Annotated in this window: 22 protein-coding genes; 4 read left to right on the top strand and 18 right to left on the bottom strand. The window is 61.1% G+C overall.

The genetic code is table 11. The features are described 5' to 3' along the window. Positions 1-238: 238 nt before the first annotated feature. A complete protein-coding gene (locus LT42_RS23615; RefSeq protein ID WP_037018931.1) occupies positions 239-2,149 on the top strand; it encodes an RNA helicase RhlE2 in 1,911 nt (636 codons plus the stop codon). A 230-nt stretch (positions 2,150-2,379) separates the two neighbouring features. Here LT42_RS23615 and LT42_RS23610 read toward each other — a convergent pair whose 3' ends face one another. The 3 genes from LT42_RS23610 to LT42_RS23600 form a co-directional block, all read right to left on the bottom strand. Beyond that, positions 2,380-2,976 (bottom strand): YceI family protein, encoded by a 597-nt coding sequence (locus LT42_RS23610; RefSeq protein WP_037018930.1) that lies wholly within the window; start codon positions 2,974-2,976, stop codon positions 2,380-2,382. Positions 2,977-3,006: 30 nt separating this feature from the next. Next, positions 3,007-3,558, bottom strand: coding sequence for a cytochrome b (locus tag LT42_RS23605; protein ID WP_037018928.1), 552 nt, complete (start codon positions 3,556-3,558; stop codon positions 3,007-3,009). Between the two features lie 202 nt (positions 3,559-3,760). Beyond that, positions 3,761-5,554: a flavin monoamine oxidase family protein gene (locus tag LT42_RS23600; RefSeq protein ID WP_037018926.1), complete on the bottom strand. Its 1,794-nt coding sequence runs from the start codon at positions 5,552-5,554 to the stop codon at positions 3,761-3,763. Between the two features lie 234 nt (positions 5,555-5,788). On the opposite strand from LT42_RS23600, the gene LT42_RS23595 reads away from it, so the two are divergent. Beyond that, positions 5,789-7,195, top strand: coding sequence for an adenosylmethionine--8-amino-7-oxononanoate transaminase (locus tag LT42_RS23595; protein ID WP_037018924.1), 1,407 nt, complete (start codon positions 5,789-5,791; stop codon positions 7,193-7,195). 172 nt (positions 7,196-7,367) lie between these two features. Beyond that, complete coding sequence (locus tag LT42_RS23590) at positions 7,368-8,090, top strand: 16S rRNA (uracil(1498)-N(3))-methyltransferase (RefSeq protein ID WP_037018922.1); 723 nt, start codon at positions 7,368-7,370, stop codon at positions 8,088-8,090. A 166-nt stretch (positions 8,091-8,256) separates the two neighbouring features. Here LT42_RS23590 and hydA read toward each other — a convergent pair whose 3' ends face one another. From hydA to trhA, 8 genes are all read right to left on the bottom strand, one after another. Further along, entirely contained in the window at positions 8,257-9,693 is a 1,437-nt protein-coding gene (gene hydA, locus LT42_RS23585; protein WP_037018920.1) for a dihydropyrimidinase, read from the bottom strand. 13 nt (positions 9,694-9,706) lie between these two features. After that, complete coding sequence (locus LT42_RS23580; protein WP_037018918.1) at positions 9,707-10,603, bottom strand: allantoinase PuuE; 897 nt, start codon at positions 10,601-10,603, stop codon at positions 9,707-9,709. A 54-nt stretch (positions 10,604-10,657) separates the two neighbouring features. Beyond that, positions 10,658-11,530 carry a MurR/RpiR family transcriptional regulator gene (locus LT42_RS23575; RefSeq protein WP_037018916.1) on the bottom strand — a complete coding sequence of 291 codons (873 nt, stop codon included), beginning with the start codon at positions 11,528-11,530 and terminating at the stop codon, positions 10,658-10,660. 18 nt (positions 11,531-11,548) lie between these two features. After that, positions 11,549-12,796: a cysteine desulfurase-like protein gene (locus tag LT42_RS23570; protein ID WP_037018915.1), complete on the bottom strand. Its 1,248-nt coding sequence runs from the start codon at positions 12,794-12,796 to the stop codon at positions 11,549-11,551. Positions 12,797-12,817: 21 nt separating this feature from the next. Continuing rightward, positions 12,818-13,552, bottom strand: coding sequence for an amino acid ABC transporter ATP-binding protein (locus LT42_RS23565; RefSeq protein ID WP_037018914.1), 735 nt, complete (start codon positions 13,550-13,552; stop codon positions 12,818-12,820). Beyond that, a complete protein-coding gene (locus tag LT42_RS23560) occupies positions 13,549-14,226 on the bottom strand; it encodes an amino acid ABC transporter permease (protein ID WP_037018913.1) in 678 nt (225 codons plus the stop codon). The genes LT42_RS23565 and LT42_RS23560 overlap by 4 nt, the downstream gene beginning before the upstream one ends. Positions 14,227-14,290: 64 nt before the next feature. Then, the gene (locus tag LT42_RS23555; protein WP_037018911.1) at positions 14,291-15,067 is read right to left on the bottom strand and encodes a transporter substrate-binding domain-containing protein; all 777 of its coding nucleotides are present in this window, start codon (positions 15,065-15,067) and stop codon (positions 14,291-14,293) included. A gap of 665 nt (positions 15,068-15,732) precedes the next feature. Further along, complete coding sequence (trhA, locus tag LT42_RS23550) at positions 15,733-16,350, bottom strand: PAQR family membrane homeostasis protein TrhA (RefSeq protein ID WP_037018909.1); 618 nt, start codon at positions 16,348-16,350, stop codon at positions 15,733-15,735. 165 nt (positions 16,351-16,515) lie between these two features. Here trhA and LT42_RS23545 point away from each other — a divergent pair, with 165 nt between their 5' ends. Then, positions 16,516-17,436 carry a LysR family transcriptional regulator gene (locus tag LT42_RS23545; RefSeq protein WP_037018907.1) on the top strand — a complete coding sequence of 307 codons (921 nt, stop codon included), beginning with the start codon at positions 16,516-16,518 and terminating at the stop codon, positions 17,434-17,436. 172 nt (positions 17,437-17,608) lie between these two features. On the opposite strand, the gene madM is transcribed toward LT42_RS23545, so the two are convergent. From madM to LT42_RS23510, 7 genes are all read right to left on the bottom strand, one after another. Continuing rightward, positions 17,609-18,373 (bottom strand): malonate transporter subunit MadM, encoded by a 765-nt coding sequence (gene madM / locus LT42_RS23540; protein ID WP_037018905.1) that lies wholly within the window; start codon positions 18,371-18,373, stop codon positions 17,609-17,611. A 1-nt stretch (position 18,374) separates the two neighbouring features. Beyond that, the gene (gene madL / locus LT42_RS23535; RefSeq protein ID WP_037018903.1) at positions 18,375-18,809 is read right to left on the bottom strand and encodes a malonate transporter subunit MadL; all 435 of its coding nucleotides are present in this window, start codon (positions 18,807-18,809) and stop codon (positions 18,375-18,377) included. Positions 18,810-18,876: 67 nt separating this feature from the next. After that, entirely contained in the window at positions 18,877-19,812 is a 936-nt protein-coding gene (gene mdcH / locus LT42_RS23530; protein WP_037018901.1) for a malonate decarboxylase subunit epsilon, read from the bottom strand. After that, complete coding sequence (locus LT42_RS23525; RefSeq protein WP_037018899.1) at positions 19,809-20,441, bottom strand: malonate decarboxylase holo-ACP synthase; 633 nt, start codon at positions 20,439-20,441, stop codon at positions 19,809-19,811. The genes mdcH and LT42_RS23525 overlap by 4 nt, the downstream gene beginning before the upstream one ends. Then, positions 20,435-21,238 carry a biotin-independent malonate decarboxylase subunit gamma gene (gene mdcE, locus LT42_RS23520; RefSeq protein ID WP_037018895.1) on the bottom strand — a complete coding sequence of 268 codons (804 nt, stop codon included), beginning with the start codon at positions 21,236-21,238 and terminating at the stop codon, positions 20,435-20,437. The genes LT42_RS23525 and mdcE overlap by 7 nt, the downstream gene beginning before the upstream one ends. After that, positions 21,235-22,086 (bottom strand): biotin-independent malonate decarboxylase subunit beta, encoded by an 852-nt coding sequence (locus LT42_RS23515; protein WP_037018893.1) that lies wholly within the window; start codon positions 22,084-22,086, stop codon positions 21,235-21,237. The genes mdcE and LT42_RS23515 overlap by 4 nt, the downstream gene beginning before the upstream one ends. Then, complete coding sequence (locus LT42_RS23510; protein WP_037018891.1) at positions 22,079-22,378, bottom strand: malonate decarboxylase subunit delta; 300 nt, start codon at positions 22,376-22,378, stop codon at positions 22,079-22,081. The genes LT42_RS23515 and LT42_RS23510 overlap by 8 nt, the downstream gene beginning before the upstream one ends. Positions 22,379-22,380 lie beyond the last annotated feature (2 nt).

Genomic DNA, 22,380 nt, shown 5'->3' with positions numbered 1-22,380 from the left:
GGATGCCCGGTCTCTCAGAAGACTTCTCGACACCGTCAGCAGCGCACTTTTAGCGCCCCTGCTTCGAGTTGAACTTACAGACCTCCACAGGACCGGACGCCGTTGCACTCTCCACGGACTGTGCAATTAACGCAGCAGGGCCAAGCGCAGTCACTGTACGTGCAGCACCTTCCAGCCTGCGCCTGGAAGATCATCCCTATTTGGGCCTCATGGGCCCCAACTTAAGACAGGATTACTCATGTCCTTTGCTTCCCTCGGTCTCTCCGAGGCTTTAGTCAGCGCCATCGAGGCTGCTGGCTACACCCAGCCTACTCCGGTGCAACAGCGGGCCATTCCCGCCGTGTTGCAAGGCCGCGATCTGATGGTCGCCGCTCAGACAGGTACTGGTAAAACCGGTGGTTTCGCCCTCCCGATTCTGGAGCGGTTGTTTCCCGACGGTCATCCGGACAAATCCCAGCGTCACGGCCCGCGCCAACCGCGTGTACTGGTCCTGACCCCAACGCGTGAACTGGCCGCTCAGGTTCACGACAGCTTCAAGCTCTACGCCAAGAACCTCAAATTCGTCAGCACCTGCATTTTCGGCGGTGTGGGCATGAACCCGCAGGTTCAAGCCATGGCACGCGGCGTTGACGTACTGGTTGCCTGCCCGGGTCGTTTGCTCGATCTGGCCGGCCAGGGCAGCGTCGACTTGTCCCACGTCGAAATCCTCGTGCTGGACGAAGCCGACCGCATGCTCGACATGGGCTTCGTTCACGACGTGAAGAAAGTCCTCGCTCGCCTGCCGTCCAAGCGCCAGAACCTGCTGTTCTCGGCGACGTTCTCATCCGACATCACAGCACTCGCCGGCAAGCTGCTGCATAACCCGGAACGCATCGAAGTCACGCCACCGAACACCACGGTCGAGCGTATCGAGCAACGTGTGTTCCGTCTGCCGGCCAACCACAAGCGCTCGCTGCTGGCGCACCTGATCACTCAGGGCGCGTGGGAACAAGTGCTGGTATTTACCCGCACCAAGCATGGCGCCAATCGCCTGGCTGAATACCTGGACAAACACGGCCTGAGCGCTGTGGCCATTCACGGTAACAAGAGCCAGAACGCGCGCACCAAGGCGCTGGCTGACTTCAAGGCCGGCACCGTTCGCATCATGGTCGCCACAGACATCGCCGCCCGCGGTCTGGACATCGATCAGTTGCCTCACGTGGTCAACTTCGAGCTGCCCAACGTCGACGAGGACTACGTTCACCGCATCGGTCGTACCGGTCGCGCTGGCCGTAGCGGCGAGGCGATCTCGCTGGTAGCGCCAGACGAAGAGAAGCTGCTGAAAAGCATCGAACGCATGACCAAGCAGAAGATTGCCGATGGCGATCTGATGGGCTTCGACATCACGGCCGTTGAAGCCGAGAAGCCGGAAGTTCGCGAGCGTCCGGATGTGCGTAACCCGCGCAATGCCCGTGGCCCGCGTGGCGATGGTCCGAACGGCGGCGGCGGTGGTGGCGGTCGCAAGGACAAAGGCAAAGACAAAGGCAAGGAGAAGCCGGCAGCTGCGGCCGCATCCGGCGAACGCCCGGCGCGTCCGGCACGTCCGCAAAAGCCTCGTCAGGGCACAGCGTCGAGCGAGTCCCGTCAGGCGCAGCCGGCAGCGTCCAATGCGAACCGCGCACCCGACGAGTTCCTGGATGACGAAGTGGACAACTTCGGCAACCGGGCCGACTACGTCAGCCCTTATCAGAACAAGAACCAGAGTCGCGGCCGCCGTCCGGGCGCTCCGGCCACGGGTGCAGCACCTGCACCTCGCGGTCAGGCGCCGGGCCGCAGCGCTCCGCGCAGTGGTTCGGGTACCGGCGCATCGGCCGGAACCGGTACTGCCGCAGGCGCTCCGGCAAAACGCAGCGGGCCTCGCAACGGTTCTGGCCGTGACGGCCAGGCTCGTCGCGACGAGCAGCCACGCGCTCGTCGTCCGGCGCGTGAGGATCAGCCTGCACGCCAGGAACCTGCGGTTCGCGGCCCTCGCGACGGTCAGCCGGCACCAAAGATCATGCACAAAGAGTCGAAGTCCGATCGCTTCCCTTCGGCTGAACAACTTGATCAGTTGCCGAGCCGCCCCCGCGGTGAAAAACCAGCCCTGCTGACCCGCAACCGCGAAGGTTAAGCAGCGACGGCAGTTTTGCAACCACTAAAAAGCCCCGACTGGTTCGGGGCTTTTTTGTGTCTGCCTGGAGGCCGCCTGCGCCAGTAGGACTGGCTTTAGCCGGGAAGACGTCAATCGTCTCACTGCACAATTGATGGCGGATGCACCGGCCTCTTCCCGGCTGAAGCCGGTCCCACTGATACAAAAACGCCGACCCAAGGGTCGGCGCTTTAATACCACAACTACTCGTCTTACTTGGCTTTGACGCCTTCGAAAACGATGTCCAGGTCCATGGTGTCGGACTGTGGGCCCAAGTCCATCATCTTGCCGAAATCAGAACGCTTGATAGACGTGGTGCCTTCGAAGCCGGCACGGTAGCCGCCCCACGGATCCTTGCCTTCACCCAGGAAGGTAGTCTTGACGGTGACCGGCTTGGTCACGCCGTGCAGGGTCAGGTCGCCAATCACGTCAGCCGTGGTTTTGCCGTCGGCGTTCTTGCCAACGTTGGTGATCTTGGTAGAAACGAACTTGGCGTCAGGATAGGTCGCGACGTCGAGGAAGTCTTTGCTGCTGATGTGCTTGTCGCGCTCGGCGTGGTTGGTGAAGACGCTGGCGGTTTTGACATCAATGTTGATCTTGCTGTCTTCAGGCTTGGCAGCGTCGAAGCTGAACGTACCGGTCCAGTCCTTGAAGGTGCCGTAGATGAAGCTGTAGCCCAGGTGGCTGATCTTGAAGTTTATGAAGGCGTGCTGGCCTTCCTTGTCGATGGTGTAATCAGCGGCCATTGCCTGACCGGCCGACAACAGGGCAGTACCAAGAGCCAGTGCAGCCAGTGTCTTTTTCAACATACGTCATCTTCCTTTCTAGTTGATTGGGTATCAGGCCTTGCGGCCAAGCATACGGACAAGCGTGGCATCACGATCAACGAAGTGATGCTTCAAAGCGGCCAGCCCATGAAGCCCGGCGAAAATCACCAGAGTCCAGGCCAGATACAAGTGCACAGTGCCCGCCACGTCCGCCTGGTCTGGCAGTCCGCTGATCAATGCGGGCACTTCGAACAATCCAAACACCGGAATCCCGACACCGTCTGCGGTGGAAATCAGGTAACCGGCAAACATCACCAAAAACAGGTCCAGGTACAGGAAAGCGTGCCCCAGTTTCGCGGCCGTTTTCACAAATCGGCTGTGGGCTGCAGGCGCTGCCGGCGGCGGGCTGACGAAGCGCCAGATCACCCGGATCAGCATGAACAGGAACAACGTGATACCGATGCTCTTGTGCAGGTCCGGGCCAGCTTTGCGCCACGTGTCGTAATAGCCGAGCCCAACCATCCACAACCCTAGCGCAAACATGCCAAACACGGTCAGCGCGACACCCCAGTGTAGAACGATGCTGACCCAGCCATAGCGGGAAGAAGAGTTGCGTAGCTGCATGCCAAATATCCTGTGAGGGCCGAGGCAAAGACTATCGCTTTACCTATCGAAAGAAAGCGCAAAATTTTGCTTTGGAATATCAGGAAATCCGATTGAAATCTCCTGACATATTTTCGTCCGGAAAAGATTAACCCAGCGTTACCCCCGTCCAGACGAAAAAAAGGCGCGGTATCAAGCCGCGCCTTTCTTAAACCCTCACCGATCAGTTTTTGCTGTCGGCTGCGGGTGCTGATGCTGCCGGTGTTGCCGCTTTGTCAGCCGGAGGCTTGGCTGGCGCTTTTTTCGCGGCATCGGTTTTTGCCGGGGCCTTGTGAGTGGCGGCCGGTTTGGCCGGAGCCTTTTTAACGGGCTCCTTCTTCGCCGGTTCTTTGTTGGCCGGTGCCTTCTTGGCAGGCTCCGTCACCGCAGGTTTGGCCGGTTCAACTACTGGTGCCGGCGGTGGAGTCACTGGCGCAGGGGCCGGTGCTGGAGCAGGTGCGACTTCCGGGGCTTTCTCCGCAGGTTTTGGCTCAGGCTTGGAGCCACCGAACAGGTTGGTAAAGAAGCCGCCGATGCCGCCGCTGCTTTCCTTAACGGGTTCAGGTGCTTTCGGCGGCGGTGCCTTGACCGGCTCGTAGGACTTGCCTTCGGAAAGGCCCTGCACCTGAGTGGCCGCGCGCTGACCAGAGCGCAATGCGCCTTCCAGTGTGCCCGGATACAAGGTGTCGGTGTGCTCGCCGGCAAAGGCTACACGCTGCAGCGGTCTTTCCCACAAACGCCAGTACTTGCTGATCTGGCCCGGGCCGAACGCCAGGTACGCGCCGCCACTTGATGGGTCGATGCTGGAGCGACGCAGCTCATAGCCGGTAAACGCGCCGCGTGCCTGTGGATAAAACGCCTGCATACGGATCAGCACTTGGTCAACGAGTTGCTTGTCACCGAACGCCTGCATGATGCGAGCGTTGTCGCCCGCCAGGTTGATCACTACGTTGGCACCGCCCTTGAGGGCTGGCTCGATCCACAACATGCCCAGACCGGTGTTGCTGTAGATTTCCCCGGACATGCGCGCCTTGCTGTCCCAGACCGGAGTCTTGAACTTGAGCATGATCTGGTCATGCCAGCCATAGTTGGTGCTCTTGATCGCGCCCAGACGCTGGGCGTCCAGTGCAGGCGTCATCTGGATCTTGCTCAGCGCGCGCAAAGGCACCGCCATCACCACGTACTCGGCCTCGTAACCCACCGAACCCACTTTGACGGTCACACCGTCTTTGTCCTGGTTGACGGCCGACACTGGCGAGTTGGTCTTGATGACTTTCAGTTGTTTGACGAACTCCTCGGCCAATACGGCACTGCCACCCGGCAGGCGTGCGGCACGACGGTCGCGGTCATCGACGTCGCGATTGACCCGCGATTGCTGTGCGAGATACAGCAGCGACAAGCGCGAAGGCTCGTCATAGCGCGTACGAATCTGCTGGTTGATCAGCTGGCGCGCGGTCGGAGGCAAACTCAGACGGTCCAGCCAGTTTGAGACAGTAATCTGGTCCAGCGCGAACAGCGTGCTGTTGGCCGCCGGGTTGTTCGGGTCGGTAATCGAGCGGGCCATGTCGTCCAGCGCCGCTTCGTAACGCTTGATGGCGTCGGCCGTTGCTGGCTGTTTGGTCGCAAGGTCCGCGCCGGTGAAGTATTCACCTTCGATCAGGTAACTGGGGGTACGCACGAATTCCGGCGCGGGCACCGCTTTGATCTTGAAGCGATTAATGTACTGATTGAGCAGCGGCTGAGCCTTGGCATTGCCGATCCACTCGCTGCCGGCCAACCCGGAACGGCCGCCGACGGCGGGTTTGGCTTCCAGCAGGGTCACTTGCCAGCCCTTGCTCTGCAGCTCGTAGGCTGCGGTAAGCCCCGCCAGACCACCGCCCACGACAATCGCCGTATGCGGTTTATCCACGGCAAGCGCTGACGCACTGACCATCCCAACCATCACCAGCGCACAGGCGCGCAGCCAACCAGAAAGCATTCAGCGAACTCCGGAGAAAAACGGGGGGAATTGTCGGATTTTATTGTCCGATTTTTCGAAGAGCGCGAAGGATACGCCAGCCGCGAAACACCCGCCAGCACTGTCGCTGGCCATGATTTACGCGTACACAATGACCGAAACAACGCGCCAAAGGTTGTCCCGCCAGCATGCATTGCATAGGCTTGCGCGATTGTTTGCCCTCGCGTCACGCGAGCCGCTATGTGGAGAAGAGTAATGGGCCTTAACGACCAGTGGATGCAACGCGACCTGAAGGTCCTTTGGCACCCCTGCACTCAGATGAAAGACCACGAGACATTGCCGCTGATACCGATCAAGCGCGGCGAAGGGGTCTGGCTGGAGGACTTTGAAGGCAAGCGTTACCTGGATGCGGTGAGCTCGTGGTGGGTCAACGTATTCGGCCATGCCAACCCGCGCATCAATCAGCGCATCAAGGACCAGGTGGATCAGCTGGAACATGTGATTCTGGCCGGTTTCAGCCATCAGCCGGTCATTGAGCTGTCGGAACGGCTGGTGGCGATGACGCCTGAAGGCCTGACCCGTTGCTTCTATGCCGACAACGGCTCTTCCTGCATCGAAGTCGCGCTGAAAATGAGCTTTCATTACTGGCTCAACCGGGGCAAACCGGACAAAAAACGCTTTGTCACCCTGACTAACAGCTACCACGGCGAGACCATGGCGGCGATGGCGGTAGGCGATGTGCCGCTGTTCACCGAGACTTACAAAGCGCTCCTGCTGGACACCATCAAGGTGCCGAGCCCGGACTGCTATCACCGGCCCGAAGGGGTGAGCTGGGAAGACCACACCCGCACGATGTTCGCAGTGATGGAGCAGACCCTGGCCGAGCATCACGACAGCGTCGCGGCGGTGATCATCGAGCCGCTGATCCAGGGCGCAGGCGGCATGCGCATGTATGACCCGATCTACCTCAAGCTGCTGCGCGAAGCCTGTGATCGGTATGGCGTGCACCTCATTCACGATGAGATCGCGGTCGGTTTCGGCCGGACCGGCACTATGTTTGCCTGTGAGCAAGCCGGCATTCGCCCGGATTTCCTTTGCCTGTCCAAAGCGTTGACGGGCGGCTACCTGCCGCTGGCGGCGTGCATCACAACCGATGACGTGTACGACGCCTTTTACGATGACTACCCGACCCTGCGCGCGTTCCTGCATTCCCACAGCTACACCGGCAACCCGCTGGCGTGCGCGGCAGCGTTGGCGACGCTCGACATCTTCGAGCAGGACAACGTCATCGAAAACAACAAGGTGCTCGCCCAGCGCATGAAGACTGCCACGGCGCATCTGGTCGATCACCCGAACGTCGCCGAAGTGCGGCAGACCGGTATGGCGATCGCCATCGAAATGGTGCAGGACAAGGCCAGCAAGACGTCGTACCCATGGCAGGAACGGCGGGGGCTCAAGGTGTTCGAGCACGCACTGACCCGAGGCGCATTGCTGCGTCCGTTGGGCAGCGTGGTGTATTTCCTGCCGCCGTACGTGATCACGCCGGAGCAGATCGACTTCCTGGCGCAGGTGGCGACCGAGGGCATCGACATCGCCACGCGCAGCAGCGTGAGCGTGGCAGTGCGAGAGAATTTTCATCCGGATTTTCGTGATCCGGGGTAGCCCTTTACGACCTGCCGTGACTTCCGCACCATGATGGCGATTACACTTTAGGAGCCGGCTTGCTGGCGAACGCGGTGTGTCATTCAACAGAAATGAACATGACCCAACGCGTTCGCCAGCAAGCCGGCTCCTACAAAGTGAGTTCGCGATACCTCTTCAAAGAGAAACAACCATGAGACTGTCCCGCTTTTTCGTTGATGCCACCCTCAGCATTGGGGAACACGAATTGCCTGAGGCCCAGGCCCATTACATCAGCCGCGTGTTGCGCATGTCTGAAGGTGATGCCGTGCAGCTGTTCGATGGCTCGGGCCTTGAGTTTCGCGCCACGCTGGTGGAGGTCGGGAAAAAACAGGTCCGTGTGCAGGTGACGGAAAGCTTTGCCGGACAACCGGAATCGCCGCTGCAGATCCAGCTCGGCCAAGGCCTTTCTCGGGGCGAGCGTATGGACTGGGCCATTCAGAAAGCCACCGAACTGGGCGTGACGCAGCTGACCCCGATCATCAGCGAGCGCTGCGAAGTGCGCCTCAAGGATGAGCGAGCAGAAAAGCGCCAGGCGCACTGGCAGCAGATCGCGATCAGCGCGTGCGAACAGTGCGGTCGCTCGGTGGTGCCGGTCATCAATGCGCCCGTGACGCTGGCCGATTGGCTCAAGCAAACCGACGCGGACCTCAAGCTGGTGCTACACCCGGTGGCTGCGCCACTGAGCAGCCATGAAAAGCCCGGCAGCCTGGCGTTCCTGATCGGCCCGGAAGGTGGGCTGAATGACGCAGAAGTGGCACAGGCGCAAGAAGCCGGTTTTCACGCCGCCCGCCTCGGCCCGCGCGTGCTGCGCACCGAAACCGCGCCGGTGGTTGCGCTGAGTATCGCGCAGCAGCTATGGGGCGATTTCCAGTAAGGGAAAACGTAGACCGAACGGTAGGAGCCGGCTTGCTGGCGAATGCGGCGTGTCATCCAATACAGGGTCCGACCACCTGCCGGGTTCGCCAGCAAGCCGGCTCCTACAGGTTTGTGTCGCGCGTAATTCCCGGCGCGGAATCACCGTTTTGGCACGCTCCGGAAATCTACTCCGGCAACTCCGTCGCCCGCCGCCGTGCCTTCGCAGGGTCAGGTCGGGCGCAGGGCAGAAACTCTCCGCGCCCCGCTTCACCCAGCGCATTGCCATCCCACACCCGTTCCCCCCTGGCAAAGGTCATTGCAGGCCACGCAGTCAGACGCATACCCTCATAAGGTGTGTAGTCAACATTGTGATGAAGCTTCTCGTTGGTCAGTTCTATATCCAGATTCTCATCCCAAATGACCAGATCCGCATCCGACCCAATGGCGATGCTGCCTTTGCGTGGGTACAAGCCATAGAGACGCGCTGCATTGGTGGCAGTCAACGCGACAAACGCCTGCGGACTGATCCGTCCTTTGCGCACGCCCTCTGACCAAAGCAGCGCCATGCGCGTCTCGATGCCCGGAATGCCATTGGCCACTTCGGAAAACGGTGCAGCGTCGCCATGCGCGCGCTTGCCGTCGGTACCGGCGTAGCGAAAAGGCGCGTGATCCGATGAGAACACTTCAAAGGAGCCATTCTGCAGGCCATCCCAGACCACTTGCTGGTTGCCGGCGTCTCTTGGCGGCGGGCTGCAGATGCACTTGGCGCCCTCGAAACTGTCGTCGCAGCCCAGCGAATCCGCCGTCAGAAACAGATACTGCGGACAGGTTTCACCATAGACCTTCAGCCCGTGGCTTTGCGCCCAGCGGATTTGCTCGATCGCCTCGCGCCCGGACACATGGACTATGAGAATCGGCACATCCACCAACTCGGCCAGTGCAATGGCGCGGTGTGTGGCCTCGCGCTCGACGAGCATGGGACGTGACGTGGCGTGATAACGCGGCGCACTGTGGCCAGCAGCCAGCAACCGCTCGGTCAGCCAGGCGATGCAGTCGCTGTTTTCAGCATGCAGCATCACCATGGCGCCTTCGGCTCTGGCCACCGACAGGGTTTCCAGAATCTCCCGGTCATTGAGCTTCAATGCGTCGTAGGTCATGTAGATCTTGAAGGACGTATAACCCTCGGCAATCAGCTCGGGAAGCTCTCGGCGCAGGACGTCCTCGGTAGGGTCGGTGACGATGAGGTGAAAGGCGTAATCGATCAGTGCCCGACCGTCCGCGCGCCGATGGTAATCCTCCACCGCCGCACGCAGGGTTTGGCCTTTCTGCTGGCAGGCAAAGGGAATCACCGTTGTGGTCCCGCCGCATGCCGCCGAGCGGGTGCCGCTTTCGAAGTCATCGGCCATGATTGACCCGTCACCTGTCGGCTGGTCCAGGTGAACATGGCTGTCGATGCCACCCGGGGTGACGGTCCGCCCCTGCGCATCGACCTCCTGCGCCGCACCTTGCAGGCCAAGGCCCAGCGCAACGATACGACCGTCGCGGATGCCGATGTCGCACAGGAAGCCGTCCGCAGCCGTGACCACGTTGGCATTGCGGATGATCAGATCGAAAGCCTGCATGTCGTTTACTCCGTCAGCCACGGGCGAGCCAGGCCTTGGCGATTTCTTCGCGCGTGGTAAACCAGACGCCTTCGCGTGCCTGCGCGTGCTCGATGAAATGCTTGATTGCGCGGACCCGGCCCGGACGGCCGACCATGCGCGGGTGCAGCCCGATGGACATCATTCGCAGGCCATCAGCAGACTCTTCGTACAGCACATCGAAGCTTTCCTTCATGTATTCGAGGAAATCGGATGCCTGGGACAAGCCCGGGGAGTTCCAGTAGCGGAAATCGTTGACGTCGCTGGTGTAGGGCACCACCAGATGCTGCTTGCCTTCGACGTCGACGAAGTACGGCACGTCATCGTTGTAGGCGTCAGAGTCGTAAAGGAAACCACCCTCCTCTGCCACCAGTCGGCGCGTATGAACACTGGCGCCATAACGGCAGTACCAGCCCACCGGCCGTTTCCCACAGGTGCGCTCGAATGACTCGATCGCGAGCCGAATGTGCTCGCGCTCCTCTGCCTCGGTCAGGCGAAATACCTCTTCCCAGCGGTAACCGTGGCTGCAGATCTCATGACCCAGTTCGACCGCCGCTCTGGCGACGTCCGGGTTCTGCTCGAAGGCCACCGCGCACGCATGAAAGGTGGCGGGGACATTGGCGTGTTGCAGGATGTCGAGGATGCGCCAGATGCCGACGCGTGCGCCGTATTCGTACATCGACTCCATCGCCAGATTGCGCACACCGTCAGGAAACTGATAGCTGCCCCATTCGGTCATGCTCTCCTGATCAGGATCACCCATGGCCAGCGAACGCTCGGAGCCTTCCTCGTAGTTGATGACAAAGTTGATGGCCAGCCGCGCACCGTTGGGCCAGGTGCCTTGGGGACGCTGCCGGCCGTAGCCGACCAGATCTCGAATGGGTAACGCCATAAAAGCCTACTCCTGCAAACGTTCGAACAGTCGGCAGACCGCCAAGCCAGAGGCTCAGCAGTCGATGGTTTTCAATGCATCGTGGTCGGGCCCGTCAAGGGTCTGGCCAGTTCGGAAAGCCAGGCCCATGGCCAGGGTTTGAGCAATGCAAAACGCTGCGGTGAGCGAGCGAAAGCCCAGCAGCTCGGCGTCGTTGACCTCGATCATCACCGACGCGGTCTGTCCGATGGGGCTGAGGATGCTGTCAGTAATCGCCACAATGGGCGTTCCTGCAGCCACCGCCTGCTCGCAGGCCTCGATGGTTTCCTGTGCGTACGGTGGAAAACTCACCGCCACCAGCACGTCGTCGCTGTGCAGCGCCCCCACTTGTTCCCGCAGGCTGCCGCCCAGACCGCTGATATGCACGGCACGACGACCGACACGGCTGAGCGCGTAGCTCAAATAAGAGGCCATAGGGAAGGAGCGACGCATGCCGATCACAAACGTGGTCCGGGCTTGTTCCAGCAGTTCGATGGCCTGCTCGATGGCTTGGACCTGCTCGCCCTCAGCCAGATGCTCAAGGGACACGATGTTGGCGCGGCTGAAGGCAGAGAGCATGGCACCCACATCCGTGGGGTCGTCCAGCAACTGCTCACCCCGATAATGCCGGATGCGTTCTTTGAAGCTGCCCTGCCCGGCCTGCTGCAACGGCTGCTTGAACAAGCGCTGCAGATCGCTGAACCCACCAAAGCCCAGCGCCTGCGCCAGCCGAATGAATGCCGAAGACGGGATCCCGGAGATCTTCGCCAGCGCGGCGACGGTATTCAGTGCCACGTCGTGCGGATGCTCGTTCAGGTAATGCGCCGCGTCACGTTGCCGTGCGGTCAGGCGTTCCTGATGTTCGACGATGGCTGAACGCAGCTCGGCCAGGGTTTGGGGTACAGGCATAGAAAGGCTCGATAAAAGTCAGGATGGACGCAGTTCTTTGATCGCCTGGGCCAGGTGCTCCACCAGACGATTCAATTCATCGACGGTGTTGTAGTGCGCGATCGACACACGAACCACGCCGCCATAAGGGGTCAGGCCCAGTTGTTCGATCAGGCGTCGGGCGTAGAAGTCACCAAAGCGAATACCCATGCGGTGGTTATCGACGCGGCGCACGATGGCTTCCGACTGAATCCCCTCGACCACGAAGCTGATGGTCGGCACGCGATCACCCTCCGTCACTCGGGACTTTCCGATGATCCGTACGCCGGGGGTCTCACGCAGAAACGCCAGCAGGGTTTCGGCCAACAGGTCTTCCTGCGCTTCAAAGGCATCGAACGCAGCCTGCATCAGTTGGCGTTCGCTGCCACTGGCGCCAAGGCGTTTGCCGATGTCGATCAGGTAATCGTTGATGCCGATACAGCCGTAGGAAAGCTCGTAATTGAGATTGCCCGGCTGAAGCTTGTAGGGGATGACCTCCTTGCCGATGAAAAAATGATTGAGGCTTGGCAGCTCCAGCAACGCCTCGCGCTTGCCCCACATCACCGCGAAATGCGGGCCGAATGTCTTGTAGAAACTGAACACGTAGTAGTCGGCGCCACTGGCTTGCACATCGACCAGCCGGTGCGGCGCGTAGGCCACGGCGTCGACGCACAACTGGCCGCCGACTGCGTGCACCCGACGCGCGACTTCGGCCACCGGGTTGACGCTGCCCAGGATGTTCGACGCGTGAGTCATGGCCACAAAGCGCGTCTTCTCGTTCAGCAGCGCATCCAGGTCGCCAAGCTCCAGCTCCAGGCTCTGCGCATCGACTGGCCAGACACGTAACGTCGCGCCGCGCTCTTCGCACAGACGCACCCACGGCCCGATATTGGCTTCGTGATCGCAGTTGGTGACGATGATTTCGTCGCCGGTCTGGATCGACGGAGCGATGGCGCGGCAGAGGATTTGCAGCAGGTGGGTGGTCGAGCCGCCCATCACGCACTCTTCCGGATACCGCGCGTTGATGAACTGCGCGACCGATTTGCGCGCCTCCATGACCCGCTCGCCAGCGGCTACCGACTCGCTGTAGGACGCGCCCAGTTGCACGGCGCTGTTGAGCAGGTAATCGGTGATGCGCTCGGCGACCGGCTTGAGCACCGCCGAGCCGCCGGCGTTGTCCAGGTAGGCATAGCCGCTGCTGAGGGCGGGAAACTGACTGCGTACGTAATCGATGTCCAAGGCATTCAAGGCATGAGCTCCTGAGTCTGATCAGTGGTGCAGGATGGCCTGCAAAAACGCACGGGTTCTCGGCTCTTGAGGGGCCGTGAAGAAATCATGCGGGTTGTTCTGTTCGATGATTCGGCCGTTTTCCATGAAGATCACCCGGTCGGCGACCTTGCGCGCGAAGCCCATCTCGTGGGTGACAACGACCATGGTGACGCCGGAGCGGGCAAGATTCTGCATGACGTCCAGTACTTCGCCGACCATCTCGGGGTCGAGCGCCGAGGTGGGTTCGTCGAAAAGGATGACTCGCGGTTCCATCGCCATGGTCCGGGCAATGGCGACGCGCTGCTGCTGACCGCCGGACAACTGGCTCGGGTATTTCGCCGCGTGGGCGCCCATGCCGACTTTCTCCAGCAGCAGGCGGGCGCGCTCGTTGGCGTCACGGCGCGACATGCCGCGCACCCGCACTGGCGCCAACGCAACATTGGCAAGCACGGTGAGGTGCGGGTATAGATTGAAATTCTGAAAGACCATGCCGACTTCGCAACGGATGCCCGCCAGTTTCGGCCCGGTTTCAACGCGCTGACTGCCCACGCGAATGTCGCCCTGCTGGTATTCCTCAAGCAGGTTGATGCAGCGAATCAACGTGGATTTGCCGGAGCCCGACGGCCCGAGAATCACAACCACTTCGCCTTGATCGACGGTCAGGTTGATGTCGGTAAGCGCCTGGAAGGGCCCGTAAAATTTAGCCACGCCTTCCATCTCGATGACAGTGCTCATGCGCTTTTCCTCCCGGCGCCGTTACGACGTTCGATCCAGCTCACCAGTTGCACCAAGGGCAGGAGCAGCAACAGGTACATGACCGCCGCGCCTACCAAGGGTGTCGGGTTGGCGGCCAGCGCCTGTGCCTGAGTGGCCTGTTTGAGCAGATCGGGCATTGCCACTACGGACGCCAGTGCGGTGTCTTTCATGACGTTGATGCAGTTGCTGGTCATGGGCGGCATGACGATGCGCATGGCCTGCGGCAGGATGATGTCGCGCATGGTGTTGAAGGAACTCATGCCCTGGGAGGCCGAGGCTTCAAATTGCCCGCGCGGAATCGCCTCGATGCCGGAGCGGAAAATCTCGGCTGAGTACGCGCAGGACACCAGCGACAGTGCGGCAGTGGCCGCTGCGAACGACGACAGGCGAATGCCCACGAACGGCAGCGCGTAATAGATCAGCACCAGCAGCACCAGCAGCGGAATAGAGCGCAACACGTCGATGTAGACCCGCGCCAGGAACCGCACCGGCGCATAGCCATACAACCTCAGCATTGCCAGCACCAGCCCGCCCACCAGGCCGAGAATGATGCTGACCACGCCGAGCATCACCGTCACGCCCAGACCGCGGAGCATCAGTGGCAGCGCATCGACAAACACGCTCCAGTTGAAGAACGTTTCTAACAACTCCATTGCGATTCCTTGGTGGCGAACGGCGGCGGGTGCGGGGTGGCTGAGCTGGCTGGGTGATCAGCTGTTACTTGAGGACGTCGACCACCTTGACGGTGCTGGACTGCGGATCAGCGTCGGCACCGAACCACTTCTTGTGCAGGTCGGCGATCACGCCTTCCTTCTTCATGGTGCTGATGATGTCGTTGACCTGACCGGCTGATGCCCAGCCCTTGGCGTGCATCAACGAGTACTTCTCACCGGTAGGAATTGTCGCGACGACTTTGTACTGAGGTTTGTCCTTGATGTAGTACAGGACTGCCGGAATGTCGCTGATATAACCGTCCATACGGCCGGACGCGAGATCAAGCATCGCGGGGGACAGCCCTTCGTAGCGCGAGACTTCCTTGAATTTGTATTCAGCCTGGTGAGTGTTCACCCACATGTCGCCGGTCGAGCCGGTGTCAACGCCGACGACCTTGCCGTCCATGTCTTTCAGCCCGGTGATGCCGGATTTCGCCAATACGGAAAGGGACTGGTCGCTGTCGTAATACGGCTGGGCGAAGCCGACGGATTCAAGGCGCTTGGGCGTGATGGTGATCGAGGAGATGGCGATGTCGGCGCGCTTGGACTGCACGGCACTGAACAGGCCGTTGAAAGGAATATTGATGAATTCCACTGTCTTGCCAGCGCGTTTGGCGACTTCCTTCACTACATCGACTTCAAAGCCGACAATGTCGCCCTTGGCGTCTTGAAACTCCCACGGCACGTTGCCCACATTGGCGCCGACGGTCCAGTCTGCGGCCCAGGTGGAAGCGGAAAAGGCGGTTGCCACGGCCATGCTCAAGAGTACTTTCACATTCATGTCTTGCTCCCCGATTGATCAGTCAGTTCAAGAAGGCCGCCTTACCACGAGAGGGGGCGTTTCGAGGATCAGACTAGGATGACGAATCAAATAATTCAACAAATAAAATAAATGAATTAAATGCTTCAATCGGGTGCGAGTGTTTCCCGCATTGGTGCATGTGGGAAAGCACGGAAGGTTGTGGGGTGAACAGAAAATGATCAGCCAGCTCTGTGATGCAACGCACCGAAGCGGAGCATGGTCAGCCCAGCCTTTCGGCAGTCGGCCTGGGTTAAATGGGCTAGCTGCGTCAGACCTGAATCCGTTGGAGCCGGCTTGCTGGCGAACCGGTTTCAACATCCACCATCACCGTGGCTGGGCTGCCGTACCGCTTTCTTCATCCACCATCACCGTGGCTGGGCTGACGCATTCGCCAGCGAGCCGGCTCCTACAGGTGATCTTGCGCCAAATGCACGATCGGCGTGATGCCACGATATTGGGCTCATGTCAGACGCATTACCTGCCCCATACCCCGACCCGTAGGAGCCGGCTTGCTGGCGAACCGCGCAGGGATTGCGCGCGCGCCGTTGGAGTCTGGCGCGCTCCCACACGTTCTCAGTCGAATCAAGACGCAATGGCTGGCGCGGAATCCGTAGCGGCGCCTTTGGCAGTCTGACCTTTGAGTCTCAGAGCACGTAGCGCGTGATCGCGACGAAATGCAGCAGGCTGCCTGCGATAACGAACAGGTGCCAGATGCCATGGAAATGCCGGACGCGGGTGTCGAACGCGAAAAAGATAATGCCCACGGTGTAGAACACGCCGCCCAACGCCAGCCACACAAACCCGGTCATGCCCAGCGCGGCCATCAGGGGTTTTACCGCAACCAGCACGATCCAGCCCATGACGGCGTAAATGACGATGGACATCACCCGGGCTTCGGAACGGGGTTTGATTTCCTGCAATATCCCAATGATCGCCAGTGCCCAGACGATGCCGAACAAGGTCCAGCCCCAGGGGCCATGCAGCGTCACGAGGCAAAATGGTGTGTAGCTGCCGGCGATGAGCAGATAGATCGAAAAATGATCAACCTTCTGCATGAGCACTTTGGCGCGGCCGCGCACGCTGTGGTAAACCGTCGAGGCGCTGTACAACAGCACCAGCGCCACGCCGTACACCGCAACGCTGATGATCTTCCAGATATCACCCGTCATCGTCGCGACGACGAGCATCCAGATCGCACCGATCGTCGCCAGAATCGCCCCGACCAGATGGGTCCAGGCGTTGAATTTTTCTCCGTAATACATCCGAGAACTGCCTCTCTGTATGGCCCAACACCCGCCTAGGGTCCTGCTTATGGCCTGAGATGACAACGCATTGTGTCGGCGATGAGCGAATTTAATGCAGTCACTCGCCCATCACTTCGGCACAATCGGGCGCTCGTAAAACAAGAACCGCCGCAGGCCAACACCATGCAGATCGACGAAGAGCTCACACTCAAAAAGCTGGAAATCTTTCTGGCGTTCATGCGAACCGGCAATCTGGCTCGGGCGGCGGCGGAGCTGCAGACAAGTACGGTCAGCGTGCACCGGGCAATTCATTCACTGGAAAGCGCCCTGCGTTGTCCGCTGTTCAAGCACGAGGGTCGCAACCTCACGCCCTTGGAAGGCGCTTATGTGCTGGAGGAAAGGGCGCAGAAACTGGTGCAGGACGTGCTCAGCACCATCGAGCAGACCCGGCAGGCGGCCGGTTTCTCAGCGGCGCGTTTCAAGCTCGGTGCGCTGTATTCACTGACGGTGAAAACCGTGCCGCAGTTGATCATGGGCCTGAAAATCCGGCGCAGCGAGCTCAACATCGATCTGATTCTGGGCTCCAACATCGACCTCTTCTACAAACTGAAAAACATGGAAGTGGACGCCGCGCTGGTGTCGCTCAACGAAAGCGTGAGCGACCCGGACTGTGATCAGCTGCCGTTGTTTTCCGATGACATCTTTCTTGCCACGCCGGCCGACTCACCGTTCGCCCAACAGAGCGAGGTGGACCTGAGCGACCTCCGCGAGATGACCTTCATCACGTTGACCCAAGGCTTCGCCACCCATCGTGACGGCGCGCAGGTGTTTCAGCAGGCGGGGTTCGAACCGAAGATAGCGATGCAGGTAAACGACATTTTCACGCTGCTGAGCATGGTCAGCTCTGGCGTGGGTTACGCCCTGTTGCCGGGGCGTATCGCCGCCGTGTATGAAAATCGCGTCCGCCTGGTGCCGCTGCAGCCGAGGTACCGGATGCAGCAGCATATCGGCCTGGTCTTCCTGAAGGCGCGAGAGCGAGACCCCAACCTGCTGGCGTTGCTCGCGGAGTGCCGGATGTACTCGAACCGGCTGGCCCAGGCCTGAGCCGCCTCCACCTGTAGAGGCGCGCTGGCCCGCGAGGAGGCCAGTGCAACCGACGCATTTCCCTCGTCCGGACTCAAGCATTCGCGGGCAAGCGCGCCTCTACAGGTTTTGCGGCGGACAATCGTCCGGGCTGGCCTTAAGGAATTGCGCTGAAAACATGCTGCACTTGGTCTCAGCCGAGAATGCCGCGCACGATGAAATACAACAACGACGGTCCGAGCAAGCAACCGAGCCCTGTGTGAAACGTCGCCGTCAGCGCGCCATACGGCACCAGTCGACGATCCGTCGCGGCCAGACCTGCCGTCACGCCGCTGACAGTCCCGGCCAGACCACCGAAAACCATCGCCGAGCGTGGGTTATCCAGCCCCATCCAGCGGGCCGCCATCGGGGTTCCGACCATCACCAGGATGGCCTTGATCAAACCTGTGGCGATGGACAGCGCCATCACGTCCGACGTAGCCCCCAACGCCGCGCCCGTCACCGGCCCGACGATGTAAGTCACCGCACCCGCGCCAATGGTGGTGATGCTGACGGCATCGCGGTAGCCAAACGCATAAGCCACGCAGCAACCGACGATAAACGGCAGCAACGTGCCGAGCAGCAGCGAGAACGCGCCAACCCAGCCGGCCTTTTTCGCTTCGGTCGCCTGCACTTCGAAGGCCGTGGCGACGATGGCGAAATCACGCAGCATCGACCCGCCCATCAACCCAATCCCGGAGAACAGCGCCAAGTCCGCCAGCCCTTTCTGCCCGCCGGTCATCGTGCCGCCCACCCACGCCAGGACAAGGCCAATGACGATCGCGATGGCCGAACCATGAATGCGCCCAAAAGTCAGTCGCTTTGACAGAACAACCGAAATCCACATCACCACACCGACCACCGCAAACGCGGTCACAAGGCCCTGGCTGATCAAGTCTTTCTGAATGAGCTCCCACATCTCAGCGGCCTCCTGCTGGCGAAACAGTTGGCGCGATCACCGGCAGCGGATGTGCGAGTTCGTCCTCTTTGGGCAATGGCTCGCCTTTATTGATGCGGCTAATGACCGCGATCGTGCAGCCACAAACCACCACCGACACCACCGCCGCGATGACCGCGATCGGCCCGCCTTTAAGCGCCGTGACAACGTTTTGCTGCGCAGCCATGGCCACGACGACCGGGATGTACATGGCACCCCAGAAGCCGACGCCCATTTCGCAGCCCTCGCTCATGCCGCCGCGCTTTTGCATGAACAGGCGCGCACAGATCAGCAGGATCATCGCGATCCCGACGCCGCCCACGTTGGATTTGACGCCCAGCAGAGCACCGAGCAAGTCACCAAGGATCACCCCGGCGAGGGTGCAGATTGCGAGTAACGCAACGCCGTAAATCACCATTGTTTTTATCCTCAAATTGCATCGTCGAAGTTGTTGTTTTTGTGTTCCTTCGAAAGCAGCTGTCGGTTTATGGGTGGCGGCGTTCCTCCTCTCGCGACAGTGCGCTGAGCGTGTCCAGACGGGCGCCCTGATAGGCAACGGCCGTGCCCTGTTCAAAAACGCGGCGCGCCAGGCCGGTGAGTACGATGCCCGGCGGCAGCTCGATTTGAAGCCGCGCGCCGCGCTCGTACGCGGTTTGCACCGTGCTGCGCCAGTCGACGACTCGGCACATGTTGAACGCCAGATCGTCGCGTACCTTGTCGGCGCTGAGCATCGGCCGCGCCGTGCTGCCGCTGAGGTACTTCAGTGTCGGTGCGCTCAGGGAAACGCTGGCAAACGCATCGGCAAGCGTGCGTGCAGGTTCTGCCAGCAACTCGCAATGGGACGGCACGCTGACCGCCAGTCGCTTGGCCGCTGCGGCGCCCTGCTCTTTCGCGAGCGCAGCGACAGCCGCCATGGCTTCGTCGCGCCCGGCAACCACAAACTGGTTATCAGCGTTGATGTTGGCCAGATAGACCGGGCTCTCATCGCTGTGAATTCGAGCGATCAGCGACTCGACCGCGGGTTGGTCGAGCCCGATCAGCGCAGTCATGCCGTAGCCCTGTGGATAAGCGCTTTGCATCAGCTCGCCCCGCAGCGCGACCAGCCGTACGGCATCGGAGAAACCCAGCGCCCCTGCGATGACCGCTGCGGGATAAGCGCCAATTGACAAACCCGCGACCATGTCAGGGGTGCTTCCATCGGCCAGCAACACCCGCGCGCACGCCACGCCGGCGATCAAAAGACACAACTGAACGGCGCGGGTAGATTGCAGGGCAGCAGCGGTGTCGAGGGTCAAGGCATCTTCATTCAACACAGCGCTCGCCTCTGCCAGGCACTGCGCAACCAAGGGATGATCCGGCAACCCGTGGAGCATGCCCGGCTGTTGCGCGCCCTGACCGGGAAACGCCCAGAAGCTGCTCATGCCGCGCACACCTGCGCCAGCCAAGGGTTATCCACAAGCCGTGCGCCGTCTTCGGTTTTGAGCAGCACCTGGCGTGACGGTCCTGCCCACTCGCGCAGCGCCACTGCACCCAACGGAGTCTGCAGCTGAAGGTCGATGCGGCACACCGCGCCAGCCAACTGCTCGACCAAACGCGCGGCGTGCTGCCGGTCCATAAAATTCGGGGTGCGCAGGATAAGATCGAGGTCGCTGCCTGCATGCAACACTGGGACGCCACTGGCCAGTTCAAAGCCGGCACTGCCCGCCACGCCCCATGGCAGGCCGAGCGCTTCCATCAGTGGACGGACTTGCTGCAAGGCGCGCAAGGCCGGCCAGTCGGCGTCAGGCGTCATGGTGTTCAACGCTTCAGGCCGCACGCGCCGTTGCACCTCGTCGAGTTTCATATGAGTGGCGTAGCGCTGATCCCGCGAGAGACCCCGCACGCCCACCGCCACCAAGCCTGCCGCGACACGGGCGCGGCGCACCACCACCGGATGACCCAGGCCAACGACCTCGAACGCCCAGGCTGGTGCGTCGACCGGCAACGCAGACGCCGGCAAGCCCCACAACAAATCGTGGGGCAGCAGCGACTCGACAGTGCTCATTACCACTGCGCCCGCAGCAGTTCGCGGACCTTGGCGGACGCCGCACGGTTCGGCGCACCCAGGCGTGAGCTCAGATCATTGGCGCCGGCCAGCGTGTCTTTGATCGCTGCAATCAGGCAGTCCTGAACGCGATTGAGATCCGACGCTGTGGGTTGTTCAATTTGCTCGACGGACAAGGTTTCCCACAGCAAACCGAGGCTGGCGTAGCTATCAATGTCGTAAGCCATTGGCGGCACGCTGGCAGCGAGTTTTTCCAGTTCTTCGACGCTGCGCAGAGTCACCCGCGCCGCTGACGCCTTGCCCATTGCATGAACCATCACGCCCGGATCGCGCAGGGCAATCAACCGATTGGCCTGATAGCCATGGGCGAGGAAAGCCCCGGACATTGCTTTGCCGACTAACAGACCGATCACCGGATGACCGGCCAGGCGCGCCCGAGCATAAGCGTCAACGGCGCCGGCCAGTGCTTGATGAATGCCCAGCGCTTCTTCCCTGCGGCCATAGGCCTGACTGGGTACGTCGATGATCGCGACGAGCGTGCGTTTGCTGCCACTGTCCCGATCCAGCTCGATGGCGCCGTCCACAGCCTGTGCCAGCCCCCATCCTTCGAGCAGGCCCACCTCGCCGCTCTGCGCGCGGGGAAAGCGGTTGGCAGCGTCGGCAACCGCTGCAACGAAACGTGCCGGACGATCACCGAGCGTTCCGTCGGCGGCTTTGACCGACGCCGGGAGTCCAGTGACTTCAGAGGCGTTGGCGGCCAGCGCATTGAACCAGTTCAAGCCACGAAGTGAATAAGTGCTCATGAGCGATCTCCCTGGTACACGCTGCGCACGGTCGCGGGTTCTATCTGGCGAGCAGTGTCCACTTGCGACAGACGTTCGAGAAACCAGGCGTATCGACTGCTGCGCTCCAACTCGGGTTTACCCTTGTGCAGCAAGGTCCGCACCTGTTGCTGAATGGCGCTGATGTCATCAGCGACAAAAGCATCCACCAGGCCGCTGGCGAAACGTTGCTCACCTCCGGTCAGGCTCCAGATAAACGGCCGGTCACGTGAGTCGTACTCTTCAATGCCGGCTTCCTGCTCGATGACCTGCGGGCCGTTCAAGCCCAGACGCGCTTCCTGAGTGACCACCAGATAGCTGCACAACCCCGCCGCGATCGACATCCCGCCGAAACAACCCACGCTGCCGGCCACGACGCAGATCACCGGTTGATAACGACGCAGATCAACAATGGCGGCGTGAATGTCGGCAATCGCGGCCAGACCGAGATTGGCTTCCTGCAAGCGGACGCCGCCGGTTTCCAGCAGCAGAATCGCGGAAGTTGGGACGCCATTGCGGTTGTCTTCGGCGGCCAGTTCGAGTGCGCCGGCCATTTTTGCGCCGCCAACCTCACCCATGCTGCCGCCTTGAAAACCGCCTTCAATAGCGCAGATCACTACCGATTTTCCATTAACCGTGCCTTTGGCGATGACCACCCCATCGTCGGCCTGTGGCACCACACCTTGCTTGGCCAGCCAAGGGGAGACCAGACGCTCGAAGGGGTCGATCAGCTCACGAAAACTGCCGGCATCCAGCAGTGCACGAGCGCGTTGCCGGGCGCCGAGTTCGACGAAACTGTGTTTCTTCAGCAGCTGTGCGCTGTCAGTCATGACCGACCTCCTCGAACCCTTGCTCCAGGCGCAGTCGGACCACCCCTGGTGTGGCGCCGAAGTCGTGAATGTCGATGCTCAGTGCGGGAGGCGTTTGCCCCTCGAACATGCGCTGAAACAGGTTTTCCCAGCGCGCCGAACTGCCGTTGACCGACGTCACCACCTGAATCGTCAGCTTGCCCGGCAGGCCCGGTTCAAGGAGCACCTCCAGATCGCCGGAGCCCACGCAACCCACCAGCGCACGGTTCAAAGGCGGCTGCCCGGCTGGAAATTCAAAAGACAGGGTTTCCATGA

The sequence above is a fragment of the Pseudomonas lutea genome (genome assembly GCF_000759445.1).
Classification (GTDB): domain Bacteria; phylum Pseudomonadota; class Gammaproteobacteria; order Pseudomonadales; family Pseudomonadaceae; genus Aquipseudomonas; species Aquipseudomonas lutea.
This window is presented reverse-complemented; position numbering and strand designations above follow the sequence as displayed.